At 53.1% G+C, this 13,803-nt stretch carries 12 protein-coding genes and 1 pseudogene; 11 read left to right on the top strand and 2 right to left on the bottom strand.

Annotated elements, in window-relative coordinates; genetic code table 11:
- Positions 1 to 3: 3 nt before the first annotated feature.
- From tatC to hemB, 3 genes are all read left to right on the top strand, one after another.
- Positions 4 to 774, top strand: coding sequence for a Sec-independent protein translocase subunit TatC (gene tatC / locus ACQ86O_RS03575; protein WP_431224153.1), 771 nt, complete (start codon positions 4 to 6; stop codon positions 772 to 774).
- Between the two features lie 247 nt (positions 775 to 1,021).
- Positions 1,022 to 1,804, top strand: coding sequence for a 3'-5' ssDNA/RNA exonuclease TatD (gene tatD / locus ACQ86O_RS03570; protein ID WP_431224152.1), 783 nt, complete (start codon positions 1,022 to 1,024; stop codon positions 1,802 to 1,804).
- A 14-nt stretch (positions 1,805 to 1,818) separates the two neighbouring features.
- Positions 1,819 to 2,841 carry a porphobilinogen synthase gene (gene hemB / locus ACQ86O_RS03565; protein WP_431224151.1) on the top strand — a complete coding sequence of 341 codons (1,023 nt, stop codon included), beginning with the start codon at positions 1,819 to 1,821 and terminating at the stop codon, positions 2,839 to 2,841.
- 50 nt (positions 2,842 to 2,891) lie between these two features.
- On the opposite strand, the gene rfaH is transcribed toward hemB, so the two are convergent.
- Entirely contained in the window at positions 2,892 to 3,380 is a 489-nt protein-coding gene (rfaH, locus tag ACQ86O_RS03560; protein ID WP_431224150.1) for a transcription/translation regulatory transformer protein RfaH, read from the bottom strand.
- A 229-nt stretch (positions 3,381 to 3,609) separates the two neighbouring features.
- Here rfaH and pepE point away from each other — a divergent pair, with 229 nt between their 5' ends.
- From pepE to fre, 8 genes and pseudogenes are all read left to right on the top strand, one after another.
- Positions 3,610 to 4,335, top strand: coding sequence for a dipeptidase PepE (gene pepE / locus ACQ86O_RS03555; RefSeq protein WP_431224149.1), 726 nt, complete (start codon positions 3,610 to 3,612; stop codon positions 4,333 to 4,335).
- Positions 4,336 to 5,408: 1,073 nt separating this feature from the next.
- Positions 5,409 to 6,155, top strand: a complete 747-nt coding sequence (locus tag ACQ86O_RS03550; protein ID WP_431224148.1) for a hypothetical protein — start codon at positions 5,409 to 5,411, stop codon at positions 6,153 to 6,155.
- Positions 6,152 to 7,003, top strand: a complete 852-nt coding sequence (locus ACQ86O_RS03545) for a hypothetical protein (protein WP_431224147.1) — start codon at positions 6,152 to 6,154, stop codon at positions 7,001 to 7,003. The genes ACQ86O_RS03550 and ACQ86O_RS03545 overlap by 4 nt, the downstream gene beginning before the upstream one ends.
- 50 nt (positions 7,004 to 7,053) lie before the next feature.
- The gene (locus ACQ86O_RS03540; RefSeq protein ID WP_431224146.1) at positions 7,054 to 7,260 is read left to right on the top strand and encodes a hypothetical protein; all 207 of its coding nucleotides are present in this window, start codon (positions 7,054 to 7,056) and stop codon (positions 7,258 to 7,260) included.
- A gap of 55 nt (positions 7,261 to 7,315) precedes the next feature.
- Positions 7,316 to 8,371, top strand: coding sequence for a hypothetical protein (locus ACQ86O_RS03535; protein WP_431224145.1), 1,056 nt, complete (start codon positions 7,316 to 7,318; stop codon positions 8,369 to 8,371).
- The gene (locus ACQ86O_RS03530) at positions 8,296 to 9,750 is read left to right on the top strand and encodes an autotransporter outer membrane beta-barrel domain-containing protein (RefSeq protein ID WP_431224144.1); all 1,455 of its coding nucleotides are present in this window, start codon (positions 8,296 to 8,298) and stop codon (positions 9,748 to 9,750) included. Before ACQ86O_RS03535 ends, ACQ86O_RS03530 begins: the two co-directional genes overlap by 76 nt.
- A 482-nt stretch (positions 9,751 to 10,232) precedes the next feature.
- Positions 10,233 to 11,729: a 4-hydroxy-3-polyprenylbenzoate decarboxylase gene (ubiD, locus tag ACQ86O_RS03525; RefSeq protein ID WP_431224143.1), complete on the top strand. Its 1,497-nt coding sequence runs from the start codon at positions 10,233 to 10,235 to the stop codon at positions 11,727 to 11,729.
- Positions 11,730 to 11,783: 54 nt separating this feature from the next.
- Positions 11,784 to 12,483 (top strand): annotated as a pseudogene (gene fre / locus ACQ86O_RS03520) (NAD(P)H-flavin reductase).
- A 156-nt stretch (positions 12,484 to 12,639) separates the two neighbouring features.
- Here the strand turns inward: fre and fadA are convergent.
- On the bottom strand, positions 12,640 to 13,803 hold the full coding sequence (fadA, locus tag ACQ86O_RS03515; RefSeq protein WP_431224142.1) for an acetyl-CoA C-acyltransferase FadA: 1,164 nt from the start codon (positions 13,801 to 13,803) through the stop codon (positions 12,640 to 12,642).

The following is a 13,803-nucleotide window of genomic DNA, read 5'->3' as shown; positions in this document are numbered from 1 at the left end:
AACATGGCCGTTGAAGATACCCAACCGCTTATCAGTCATCTAATTGAACTGCGTAAGCGGCTGTTGAATTCGATCATCAGCGTGCTGGTGATCTTTATCGTGTTGGTATTTTTCGCCAACGATATCTATCAGTTGGTGTCTGCGCCTCTGATCAAGCAACTGCCGGCCGGGGCGAGCATGATCGCCACCGACGTGGCTTCACCGTTCTTTGCTCCGATCAAATTGACGATGATGGTTTCGGTGATCGTTGCTGCGCCCATTATTCTCTTTCAGATCTGGGCCTTTATCGCCCCTGCATTGTACAAACACGAACGTCGCCTGATGATGCCCCTGCTGGTTTCCAGCAGCCTGCTGTTTTATCTGGGGATGGCGTTTGCCTACTTTATCGTGTTCCCCCTGGCTTTTGGCTTTTTCGCCAAAACTGCGCCAGCTGGCGTCATGATTGCCACGGATATCAGTAACTATCTCAGTTTTGTCATGGCGCTGTTTATGGCCTTTGGCGTGGCCTTTGAAGTGCCGGTTGCTATTATTCTGCTGTGCTGGAGCGGGGTGACGACGCCAGAGGATCTGAGGAAGAAACGGCCATATGTGCTGGTCGGCGCTTTCGTGGTGGGCATGCTGTTGACGCCGCCGGACGTATTCTCGCAAACCCTGTTGGCGATCCCCATGTACCTGTTGTTTGAGGTTGGGGTGTTCTTTGCCCGGTTCTATGTAGGCAAGCGGCGTAAACCGGTAGAGGAAGAAGAGGAAGGTGAAGAGCCACCTGCTTCCTGATCTCCGTTTATCTTTGAGTTGCCCTCAGCCTCGCCCTCTCCCGCAGGAGAGGGGACAAATCGAGCCACAGATTGCCCCCGCATCGAACAGTAGCACGGCATCAGCTCCCTCTCCTTGGGGGAGTGATTGCGGTGAGGGGGATGATCGATTGCCGGGTAACCGAAAAGAGAGGATCTCCTCAACGGGAAGCCATTGACCTTAACTGACAGGCGCTACCCCGATGGGCGGCGCTTGCTTTGGAAAAACCATGTTCGATATCGGTGTCAATCTTACCAGTTCACAATTTGCCAAAGATGCCCGGCAGGTGGTTGAACGCGCCCGCACCGCAGGCGTTACGGGTATGCTGATTACGGGCACCAACTCACCACAAAGTGAAGCTGCCAGCCTGCTGGCACAACAACACAGCGGCTATTGCTGGTCTACGGCGGGCGTGCATCCGCATGATGCCAGCAGTTGGAATGATGAGGTGGCGCAGCAAATCCGCCAGCTCGCTCTGCGGCCCGAAGTGGTGGCGATAGGTGAGTGTGGGCTGGATTTTAACCGCAATTTCTCTACCCCTGCGCAACAAGAAACGGCCTTCAGCGCTCAGTTGGCTCTGGCCGCTGAACTTAATATGCCGGTCTTCCTGCACTGCCGTGAGGCTCACGCACGTTTTGCAGTACTGCTGAAGCCCTGGTTGGATAAACTCCCCGCCGCAGTAGTGCACTGTTTTACCGGCACTGCCGAAGAACTGGCAGGTTGTTTGGAACTGGGCCTGTCGATTGGCATCACCGGCTGGGTGTGTGATGAGCGCCGGGGCCTTGAACTGCGTGCGCTATTGCCGCAAATTCCCGCCGACCTTCTGCTGCTGGAAACCGATGCCCCTTATCTGTTGCCCCGGGATCTACACCCAAAACCTGCATCTCGTCGCAACGAACCCTGTTTTCTGCCCCACATCGTCCAGCAGGTTGCTGCCTGGCGAGGGGAAGACCCGGAGTGGCTGGGCAAGAAAACTGATGAGAACGCCCGCCGGATTTTCCGGTTGGTCTGAGTTAGGAGAAAATTATGAGCTATGCATTTCCGGGCACCTTCCCTGGTCGCCGTATGCGCCGCGTGCGCCGTCATGATTTCAGCCGGCGTCTGGTAGCTGAGAATCAACTGACGGTGAATGACCTGATTTACCCGGTATTTGTCATGGAAGGCAGCAACCGTCAGGAAGCCGTCTCCTCCATGCCTGGTGTATCGCGCATGACTATCGACCTGCTGATCAAAGAAGCCGAAACTCTGGCTAAACTCGGCGTGCCGGTGCTCTCTTTGTTCCCGGTGATTGAACCCGGCCTGAAATCACTGCACGCAGAAGAAGCTTATAACCCGGAAGGTCTGGTCCAGCGCACGGTGCGCGCGCTGAAAGATGCCGTGCCTGAATTGGGGATCCTGACCGACGTGGCGCTCGATCCTTACACTACTCATGGGCAGGACGGTGTGATCGACGAGCAGGGTTATGTGATCAACGACATCAGTAAAGATATCCTGGTACGCCAGGCGCTTTCCCATGCTGAAGCGGGGGCCGAGATTGTAGCCCCCAGCGATATGATGGATGGCCGTATCGGCGCGATCCGCGATCAATTGGAACTGCAGGGCAGCGTCAATACCCAGATCATGGCATATTCAGCCAAGTATGCTTCTTGTTACTACGGCCCGTTTCGCGATGCGCTGGGTTCAACCGGCAACCTGAAAGGCGGTAACAAGAAAACCTACCAGATGGATCCGGCCAACAGCGACGAAGCGCTGCAGGAAATAGCCCAGGATCTGCAGGAAGGGGCGGATATGGTGATGGTGAAACCGGGGATGCCTTATCTGGACGTAGTTCGTCGCGTAAAAGATACCTTTGGGGTGCCAACCTTTGCCTATCAGGTCTCTGGTGAGTATGCGATGCATATGGCGGCGATCCAGAACGGTTGGCTGCAGGAGCAACCGGCGGTAATGGAATCGCTGATGTGCTTTAAACGCGCCGGTGCAGATGGTGTGCTGACTTACTTCGCCAAGCGAGTTGCCCAATGGCTGCATGACGATGCGATGCGCCGTTAACCGGTTACGCGCTAGCAGACCAAACAGGCACCCTCGGGTGCCTGTTTACGTTATAGTTTCTGGAATTGCCGGTTATCAACGCTCTGATTAACCTGTTTGTTAATCAGGTTCAGCAACAGCATGGAACGAGCTTCACCGTCCGGCTCGGTATAGATCGCATGCAGGCCTTCAAATACCCCATCGGTAATCAGCACCGTATCGCCCGGCTGTGGTGTCTCCGGGTCGACATAGTGTTCATCACTATGCGCTTGCAGCTCTGAAATAACCTGCAAAGGGATCTGGATGGGTAAGGCACCAAATCGCACAAAGTGGCTGACTCCACGGGTTGCACTGATCGTGGTGGTATGGATACGCTCTGGATCGAACTCCACAAACAGATAGTTGGGAAACAGCGGCTCACTGACGGAAGTGCGTTTGCCACGAATGATTTTTTCCAACGTGATGATTGGGCTCAGGCAGGTGACCTCTTGCCTTACCAGGTGTTCCTGCGCTCGTAAGAGCTGGCCGCGCTTACAATAAAGTAAATACCAAGATTCCATAGTTTCACATGCCTTTCTATCAGCAGGTAAGCATACCAAAAGCCACTGCGGATACCTAGTGACGCAAGTTTCCCTCTGCCTGTACAAATGGTATCGATCCTCGGCAGCCAGCGTAAAATCACACACTTTTTTGCTCGGCTCGGGTATAAATTTGTCACTGATACAGTATGGTCGATAAACCAGACTGCCAATGCGACGTTATCTTCATTTCCTGGACTGAGGGAGAATTATGGAACTTTTTTTGTTGAGTAATGGCAAGCTTTCCGGTGAAGCCGAACTGCTCGGTTATGCCAAAAGCCAACTGCTGGCGATGATTGAACGCCGCAATATCACCTCCGCGGTACTCATTCCTTATGCTCTGCTCCGGAGTGATTACGATCAGCGTGCCCAAGAACTGGCGCAGACGCTGGAGATTAAAGTCACCAGTATTCACCATGCTGAATCCCCAGCCGAGGCGATTGCACAAGCTGAATGTATTCTGATCAGCGGGGGTAATACCTGGATGTTGAATCAAATGCTGCATGAAAATGGCCTGATTGTGCCGATCCAGCGTGCCGTGCGTGAACGTCAGGTGCCTTATATCGGCTGGAGTGCCGGTTGTAATGTGGCGACGCCGAGCATTCGCACCACCAACGATATGCCGGTGCGTAATAGCGTGGTGCTGCCAGCGTTGAACCTGTTCCCGGTGCAGATTAATCCGCACTATATCGACGCGCATATCAGCGGCCATATGGGAGAAACCCGCGATGAGCGCCTGGCGGAGTTTTGTGCTGTTAACCCAAGCGAGTCGGTTGTGGCATTACGTGAAGGTAGTCTGCTGCATGTCAGCGGCAACGATCTGCGTTATTTCAGCGCCAGGCAACAGGGTTTCAAAGTGTTCCGCCATGCAGTAGAAACACAGGAATATCAGGATACGCTGGCAATGCGCCAGTTGGTGCCGTTCACCTGTCACTGATCGGTTGCCAGAATGAGGTCACTAACGCCAGGCTGTGCTCCGTTAGTGACCTGGAATCGACATCATGCTGCGCTTGTTGAGAGTAAATGCAGACTTGTTGGTCGCTTAAGCAACAGGTTTTACTTAATGGCACCGCATGAGAATGACGTTCTCTCCCACTCATAAAGTGGCTTGGAACCCTGTTTTATTCTGTATGATTCTCAAAATCAGATTTTTATTAATTATGGCTTTTTTTTACTCAATTTTATTTTTTAGAACAGTTTTAACATTTATCGCTATTCCAAAGCTTATGCATTCCACAGGGAATTTACAAGAAAACTCCTATCGATTGATTTTTGTTAATTTCCTGTTAATTTCACTTCGGAATTAACCGCTGAAATATTATGTTACATAGTTAGATTTTAAATCACCATCCTAATGTTTTTAACTGGCAGTTCATTAGTTAGGAAATGGAATGTACGCACGTTTTCCCTCGGACTTTGATGAGTCCTGGAGCAATAAACAGGCGCTTTTTTGGTAGGGCAAGCCTTCTTTAATGATTTTCTTAGAACCTGCAGCATTAATTGATATTAAAACGGGACTCTAAGTGTCAAATGACGAAATGAATAGCTATTTTATCAATTTATGATGAAGGCGCAATGAATGATATTGCGTGTGGTTAATGTGCTAACCCGCATCATATTTATTGCTGGCTTGCTAGGCATCAGGGGTGTGGTCTAAACGCGCTGCATATTCGTAGAGAAGCTATATACATCTATTATCCTGCAAGTGGTAAGTGTGTTGACTATGTGCTTTCAATTCGATCGCCCATTCGTATTAGTCTCCTTGAGAACATAGAGTTTGTCTCTCTCCTGCAACTCAAATAACTCAGGGTATAAAATATTAGCACATACAAAGATAAAAATATCTTTTATGTTATTTGAAAATATTATAGAGGTAGCATGTTTAATAAAATCAAACTTAGCCCTGTTGAGCCATTTAATAATACCCCTGGCCTCAAAACAAAATTACGGCTTCTACATCTTTGCAGTTCAATCGCACTGTTTAGTTTACCGACTTTATTTGGAACCTCTGTGGTTTATGCTTCCACCGATATCGCTGTTGGTGCATCTGGAGCCTATGGTGGTGCTGGTATGGCCGGAGATCGCGGCAATAGCGGGCATTCAGGGCAGCAAGGCCATGCAGGCTTGAACGCCAATTTCGGACAGCAAAAGCCAATTAAGCCAGCACCGGGCAGTAGTGGTCCTGACGTTGGTGGAGTCAATCATGGAGGGGTCAACGGTAGCGGCCCGGCTGGGGCAAGTGACATCAGGACCGAAAATAATCTTAATGGCACCTTCAATATCACCGTGGGTGGCAAAGGTGGGGATGGTGGTAATGGCGGTAATGCTGGAGCGGCCGGCGCTTCAGGTAAAGGGGGCGATGGCAACCAAGGCGGCGTTGGCAGCAATGGCGGCCGAGGTGGCAAAGGGGGAACTGGCGGCACCGGCGGTATCGGCGGAACTGGCGGGGTTGGCAATGGTTTTGGTGGTGCTGGGGCAACGGGCAACATTGGCAGCGCCGGCGATGCCGGTGAGCAAGGTTTTTTGATGAAGACAGCCGTCCTGAAACACCGCCTTCAGGCCAGCAGCATGGGGGCACAGCATCATCTAATACCGGGGGCTCTGGCGGAACCGGTGCCGAAGGCGGGGCTGGCGGTAACGGTGGCAAGGGTTCTACAGGAGGAGATGCCAGTACTGGTGGCCATGGCGGCTCAGGAAGCCGAGGTGGCAAAGGCGGCAGTGGTGCCAATGGCCAGATTGGTGGCAAGGGAACATTGACGATTCAGGGTGGGGACGCCAGCCTGGGAAATGTTGCCATCGGTGGACAAGCTGGCCAGGGAGGAATTGCGGCTCAGGCCTCAGCGGGAGCGGCTGGTGGTCATGGGGGGAGCGGCGGTAAAGGTGGCAACGGCGGTTCCGGTGGGAACGGCGGCAATGGCGGCAACGGTGGTGTTGGTGGGACCGGCGGAACCGGCGGTAACGCAGTTCCTGGTGTAAGTGATACGGATGGAACCGCAGGAGGTTTGGGCGGGAGTGGTGCAGCAGGTGGTCTGGGAGGCGCTGGTGGTTTAGGCGGCCTGGGCGGAACTGGGGGGAATGGTTCTGCAGGCGGCCATGGTGCAATAGGCGTTAATGGTTCCCAAGGGGGTAATGCAGGGGCGGGAGGGGATGCAGGCTCCGGCAAATTAATCGTTAATAATGGCAGATTCACCGCTGCCAAAATAACCTTGGGCGGCAACGGTGGGAATGCGTCGAATGCCAGCCATGGCGCAGTCGGCGGCAATGGCGGCAATGGGGGGAATGCAGGGGATGATGGCGAAGAGGGTATTGCTGGCCTTAATGGCCTGAATGGTTCTTCAGGCGCTGCAGGTAACGGCGGTAGTGGCGGTGCCGGGGCTGGTGGAGGCGGCGGCACCGGTGGGGTTGGCGGTAGTGGTGGGATTAGTGGGGGCAATGGTATTTATGGTGGCCCGGGCGGCAGTGGCGGCCCTGGGGGTAATGGTGCGGTTGGAGGGACGGGTGGCCAGGGCGGAGAAGGGGGGACGGTGCCATTGGCGGCCTTGGCGGTAAAGGTGGCTTGGCGGGGCTCGGTGGCTCTGGCGGCAATGGAGAGGCTGGTGGCCTAGGCGGAGCTGGAGCTGATGGCGGGTTTGGTGGGCGCGGTGGCAATGGTTCAATGCTGCTGAATAATACCTCTGTGCAAGTAGCTGGCGATATTACTCTAGGGGCCAATGCTGGCAATGGGTCGCATGGTGGTTCAGGGGGTAATGGCGGTATGGGGGGAATGGTGCCTCGGCTGGCGTATCCGCCGTTGGTGGCCTCGGTGGTAATGGTGGCCTCGGTGGTGGCGGGGGTCAGGGAGCCCTGGGGGGAACGGTGGTAATGGATCACTTGAACTAAATAACAGCGCCTTGAGCGCCGAGTCTTTGGTTCTGGGTTTGAACGGAGGTAATGGCGGTAACGGTGGAAATAGCGGCATCAAGGGGGCTGATGGTACCGAATATTCTGCCGGAACAGGAAGCCAAGGGGGAAATGGTGGCCACGGTGGTAATGCTGGCGAAGCCGGGGGTGGCCTGCTTACTGTTGAAAAGAGCAGCCTGTCAATTCGTTCCGGGATGGTACTTGGTGGCGATGGGGGTAACGGCGGTAACGGTGGCAACAGCCATCAAGCCAAGGGTAGCGCAGGTAATGGGGGGAATGCCTCCGCTGGCGCATCGGGTCAGTTAACCTTTATGAGCGGTCATATCAGCAACACTGGCGGCCTGGTTCTTGGGGGTAAAGGCGGAAATGTTGGAGATAACGGCACGTCTGCCCAGGGAGTGGGAGCGAAGGGTGGCTACAGCGGTAATGGTGGTAAGGGTACCGCAATTTTTGAACAAGGCTATGGCCAGATTGCTACCGATATTGTCTTGGGTGGCGCAGGTGGCGATCGTCCAGGGGAGTTCGATCAGACAACACAAATAAACCAGACAGGGAACGGTGGGCAAGGTCATTTGGCCATTAACGGTGGCCAGTTCTATGCCAATACGCTGCAAATCGGCGGGGCCTCCAACGGGCAGCAATCGTCGGGCCGCTCTGCTTTTGCCACTACTTTGGGAGGCGAGGGGGTTTTCGCACAGTCGGGAGGGACATTTTCCGTTGATATCACGACGCTGGGAGGGCATCCAGCCAGTACCACCAGCCAAGGAACATTAAAAGTCAGTGGGGGTATTTTCGCTTCTGACCAACTGAATGCTTACAACGGCTTGCTGGACATTAATGGAGATAACGCTGCCATGTTGGTGGGTAGCACTGATATGAACGAGCAGCATTGGCAACAGGCTCGGCATTGGCTGGCAGAGGACAAAGCAGCTCTATTTAGCGGTACATTGGTTGCTGCAAATGGTCAAACGGTGGATTTATCCAGCGGGAGTCTGCATTGGGGTATCGGGGGGAGGCGACTAATCAACTGGGCGCGGGTTCTCTCACGATCATTGATGCCAAGTCATTTGTGAATAGCGGTGCAGCGGCATTGAACCTTGGTGCCGGCATAATTGACAGTAATGCCAAGTTAATGCTGATTAGTGATCATAACCTTAAAGCGGATGAGCACTTTATTGCGGTCCAGGCTGATACGCAGCAGATGTGGCAAAAGGAAACGTATGCCAACAGCAGCCGTCTGTTGAATGTCTCTGTAAATAATGACGGCGAAAGAACTACCGCATCAGTGTCTGCGGCTGATATGAACCGAACTTTGGGTAACATCAGTAATGCTACCGCAAGCCTACTGAATGATATGGTTAAAACAATGGGTGTTAACACTAACTCCGCTAATCAGGGGCAGCAGCTTATATCGCGTGCAGGCGATGTTCGCTATATTACCGATAACGTCTTGGGGGGCAAAATAATTGAGTCTGCGTTGAATATTGCCTCTGTTGTTGGGGTGCAAAACATTGCGGCCAATCTTGGCTTTGCTGCGGCTAATTCGGTGCAGCAATATCTATCGTCGCATCGTCATGTGAAAGCCAGTGACGATACCGATAACGTCTGGGTTGCTCCTATGTATGGACATCGTCGAGCCGATTCATTTGAGATGGGTGGCCGCGACGTTAATACTGATACTAACTATGGCGGGCTGATCATCGGTGCTGACCACACTTTCGCCGATAGCTTGGCGGGTGGAGATATCCGTTTTGGCCTGGCTGCTAATGTTGGTGGTGGTAAGAGCAAGACATCGAATGCTGTTTCACCGACGGAAAACAGTTTTGATTTCTGGGGGATGACGTTATATAGCGCCTGGAATAGCGATAATTTCAATATTACTGCTGACTTCGGTTTTTCTAAAACAAAACATGAGATGAAACAGTATGTCCCTGCTGCCTTAGGGCTTTCGGATTTAAAAGCGAATGTTGACACTAACCTGTTTTCTACCGGGTTACGTGCGCAATATGTGGTGAGTACCCCTGCTTTTGATGTGCTGCCACACGTTGGAGCACGTTACCTGCATTTGAATACGAATGACTTTAGTACGCGTAACGCCCAAGGGGAGTTGTTCTCGACAAAGGGAAATAGCCAAAATATCTGGAGTTTTCCGGTTGGGGTATCGGTATATAAGGATATGGTGACGAAATCGGGGCTGAATGTTAAACCTGTCTTCGATCTGTCTTATATTGCCAGTACCGGTGATGTGAGGGCAAAAAGTAAAGTGAGTATGGCCGGTCTAAATCAATCGGTAGATTCAGGTGCGCGCGTAATGGATCGCTCTGCATTGGAAGGCCGGGTAGGTATCGAGTTGAAAAAATCCAACTATTCCGTGGGGTTGAACTACTCTGTGCAATCATCTCCAAATGAAATGGAGCAGGGAGTTATGGCTACGTTAAACCTCTCATTTTAATTAGTTGGTCAAGCTCAATCGCTGCCATAGTGATTGAGCTTGCTTTCCAGCGTTCAAACAAACTGCCTCGACAGCATTTCAGCTAACTCCTGCCCCCTCAAATCCAATCGTTAGTAACCCACTTCACAAGGGGAAAAGGCTGTTTTGTGGCTATGTGGCCTTGCTGTGTGATGCCTGGCATTCTCAAGAAAAATCGAGGTTGGCGTGGCAGTTGCCCTTGATAGTGAGGAAATTCAAGCATTCTAATAGTGACAACCTTAAATCACTGGGGGTAAGCTAGGCGTGCTTTCTGGCATAAGGTAATCTATAATCAACAGTAAATACCTTAAAATCAGACAGTTAAAAGAGTGTAGGTTAAAATTGATATTTTCGCATTAACACATTTAAATCTACTATACCCTCTGGTTTTTCAGTTGCGGCGAGTGCAGGTAACAACACTGCAACTTGAAAGATGACGGGTAAATAAATCAATCAATGGTGTAATGGCTTGCATGAAATACCGTGACTTACGCGATTTCCTCTCGTTGCTGGAAAAGAGAGGGGAACTAAAACGCATCAGCCAGCCGATTGATCCCTATCTGGAAATGACAGAAATTGCCGATCGTACGTTACGTGCGGGCGGCCCGGTGCTGCTGTTTGAAAACCCGAAAGGCTATGCCATGCCGGTGCTGTGCAATCTGTTTGGCACACCCAAGCGTGTGGCGATGGGCATGGGGCAGGAAGATGTCGGTGCGCTGCGCGAAGTGGGTAAGCTGCTGGCGTTCCTCAAAGAGCCAGAGCCGCCGAAAGGTTTTCGCGATCTGTTCGATAAGGTTCCTAAATTCAAACAAGTGTTGAATATGCCGACCAAGGTGCTGGGTTCTGCCCCGTGCCAGGAGCAGGTATGGCAGGGAGAGGATGTCGATCTTGGCCGCATCCCGGTGATGCATTGCTGGCCGGAAGATGCCGCGCCGCTGGTGACCTGGGGTTTGACGGTGACACGCGGCCCGCATAAAGAGCGCCAGAATCTGGGGATCTATCGCCAGCAAGTGCTGGGCAAGAACAAGCTGATTATGCGTTGGCTTTCGCATCGTGGGGGCGCGCTGGATTATCTGGAGTGGTGCCAGGCACACCCTGGTGAACGTTTCCCGGTAGCCGTTGCGCTGGGGGCCGATCCTGCGACTATCCTGGGGGCGGTGACGCCAGTGCCGGATAACCTGTCAGAATATGCTTTTGCCGGGCTGTTGCGCGGCAACAAGACCGAAGTGGTCAAATGCCTTTCCAACGACCTCGAAGTCCCCGCCAGCGCCGAAATTGTGCTGGAAGGTTACATTGAGCAGGGGGAAATGGCACCGGAAGGCCCTTATGGTGACCATACCGGCTACTATAACGAAGTCGATCACTTCCCAGTATTTACCGTCACCCACATTACCCAGCGGCGTGATGCGATTTATCACTCGACCTATACTGGCCGCCCACCGGATGAGCCTGCGGTGATGGGCGTGGCTCTGAATGAAGTGTTTGTGCCCATTCTGCAAAAACAGTTCCCGGAAATCGTCGATTTTTATCTGCCGCCAGAAGGTTGTTCTTATCGTCTGGCCGTGGTGACGATTAAAAAACAATACGCCGGGCATGCCAAACGCGTAATGATGGGGGTTTGGTCATTCCTGCGCCAGTTTATGTATACCAAGTTTGTTATTGTATGCGATGACGATGTGAATGCCCGTGACTGGAACGACGTGATTTGGGCAATTACGACCAGAATGGATCCGGCAAGGGATACCGTTCTGGTTGAGAATACGCCAATCGATTATCTGGATTTCGCTTCACCTGTTTCCGGGCTTGGGTCGAAGATGGGCTTGGATGCCACCAATAAATGGCCGGGAGAAACCCAGCGTGAATGGGGCCGTCCGATTCAGATGGATGACAAGGTGCGTGCGCGTGTCGATGAAATCTGGGATGAGCTCGCTATATTCAGTGACAGAGAACCGACGCTCTAGTTAGCGCCAGGCTTTGTTCTCAGCTTTGCATTGATGACCCGATAGAGGGAACGCATGACAATATTGAGCTGTAAAGTGACCTCCGTAGAGGCCATTACCGATACCGTTTATCGGGTACGTTTAGTGCCAGAGGCACCGTTTTCATTCAAGGCAGGGCAATACCTGATGGTTGTGATGGACGAGCGCGACAAACGCCCGTTCTCTCTGGCCTCTACACCGGCGCAGCAGGAATACATCGAGTTGCATATCGGTGCTTCAGAGCTGAATCTGTATGCCATGGCGGTGATGGATCGTGTGTTGAAAGAGCAGGCCATTACCGTAGATATTCCACACGGTGAGGCCTGGCTGCGGGAAGACAGCAACCGTCCTCTGGTGCTGATCGCCGGTGGTACCGGATTCTCCTATGCGCGCTCTATTTTGCTCACCGCATTGGAACAACAGCCGGATCGCGATATCTCTATTTATTGGGGGGCGCGAACTGAAGCACCTTTATGACCTCAGCGAACTGGAAGCTATCTCGGTGCAGTACCCGACGCTGAAGGTGATCCCGGTGGTTGAGCAGCCGGAGGCCGAGTGGCGTGGGCGCAGTGGCACGGTGTTAAGCGCCGTGTTGCAAGACTTTGGCTCACTGGCCGAGCATGATATCTATATTGCTGGCCGTTTCGAGATGGCGAAAATCGCCCGCGAGCGTTTTTGCGCCGAGCGTGGTGCGCTAGAGGCACATATGTTTGGTGATGCTTTTTCATTTATCTGATTGAAAGCTGAATGCCAAAGGCGGGGTGACCAGGTGTCGCCCCGTTTTTATTGGGGCCGCGATGGATTTCGTGCAAAAAAAGCCCGCCCCTGACAGGCGGGAAGAACGGCAACTAAACCTTTGGTGATGCCCCGCAGGGCATCCAATCAGACACAGCTAAACACGTTCAAATACGGTGGCAATCCCCTGACCCAGACCGATACACATGGTGGCCAGACCGAATTGCACGTCACGGCGCTCCATGTTGTTCAGCAGGGTGGTAGAGATACGGGAACCGGAACAACCCAATGGGTGGCCCAATGCGATCGCACCGCCGTTGAGATTGATCTTATCGTCCATGCTTTCCAGCAGCCCCAGATCTTTGATGCAGGGCAGTGACTGGGCGGCAAAGGCCTCATTCAATTCAAACAAATCGATGTCCTGCACGCTCAAGCCTGCTCGTTTCAGCGCCAGCCTGCTGGCGGGAACCGGGCCGTAACCCATGATTGAAGGGTCGCATCCCACCACCGCCATCGAGCGGATGCGGGCACGGGCCTTCAAGCCGAGAGCGTTAGCGCGTGATTCGCTCATGATTAGCATTGCGGAAGCGCCATCGGACAGTGCAGAAGAACTGCCTGCCGTTACGGTACCGTTTACCGGATCGAACGCCGGGCGCAGTGCGGCCAGGCTGGCTACAGTGGTTTCAGGGCGGATCACTTCATCGTAATCATATCGAGTGAGCACACCGTCGGCGTCATGGCCACTGGTAGGGATAATTTCATTTTTGAAATACCCGGCTAGGGTAGCAGCGTGAGCGCGTTGGTGAGAGCGGGCCGCGAATTCATCCTGCATTTCGCGGCTGATATTATGCATTTTGGCCAGCATTTCCGCTGTCAGACCCATCATCCCAGCGGCTTTTGCCACGGTACGGCTAAGGCCTGGGTGGAAGTCTACGCCGTGATTCATCGGCACATGGCCCATATGTTCCACGCCGCCAATCAGGCTGACCTGTGCATCACCCACCATGATGGCGCGTGCGCCATCATGCAGAGCCTGCATGGAAGAACCGCATAAACGGTTCACCGTGACTGCCGGAACGCTATGCGGGATCTCGGCCAGCAGCGAAGCGTTACGGGCGATATTGAAACCTTGCTCCAGCGTTTGCTGCACGCAGCCCCAATAAATATCATCAATCTCGGCGGCATTCAGCGCCGGGTTACGGCTTAAAACGGCACGCATCAGGTGAGCAGAAAGATCTTCAGCGCGTACCTGGCGGAAAGCGCCGCCTTTTGAGCGGCCCATCGGCGTACGTACGGCATCAATAATAACTACGTTTTCCAT

This window comes from Serratia sp. L9 (assembly GCF_050632285.1).
Taxonomy (GTDB): Bacteria; Pseudomonadota; Gammaproteobacteria; order Enterobacterales; family Enterobacteriaceae; genus Chania.
The sequence above is the reverse complement of the archived record's forward strand: the minus strand, read 5'-3'. Positions and strand labels throughout refer to the sequence as shown.

Coding starts and splice junctions, on each gene's coding strand:
- rfaH (WP_431224150.1), bottom strand. CDS start 3,380: ATGGAATCTTGGTATTTACTTTATTGTAAGCGCGGCCAGCTCTTACGA.
- fadA (WP_431224142.1), bottom strand. CDS start 13,803: ATGGAAAACGTAGTTATTATTGATGCCGTACGTACGCCGATGGGCCGC.
- tatC (WP_431224153.1), top strand. CDS start 4: ATGGCCGTTGAAGATACCCAACCGCTTATCAGTCATCTAATTGAACTG.
- ACQ86O_RS03540 (WP_431224146.1), top strand. CDS start 7,054: ATGCTGCTGAATAATACCTCTGTGCAAGTAGCTGGCGATATTACTCTA.
- pepE (WP_431224149.1), top strand. CDS start 3,610: ATGGAACTTTTTTTGTTGAGTAATGGCAAGCTTTCCGGTGAAGCCGAA.
- hemB (WP_431224151.1), top strand. CDS start 1,819: ATGAGCTATGCATTTCCGGGCACCTTCCCTGGTCGCCGTATGCGCCGC.
- tatD (WP_431224152.1), top strand. CDS start 1,022: ATGTTCGATATCGGTGTCAATCTTACCAGTTCACAATTTGCCAAAGAT.
- ubiD (WP_431224143.1), top strand. CDS start 10,233: ATGGCTTGCATGAAATACCGTGACTTACGCGATTTCCTCTCGTTGCTG.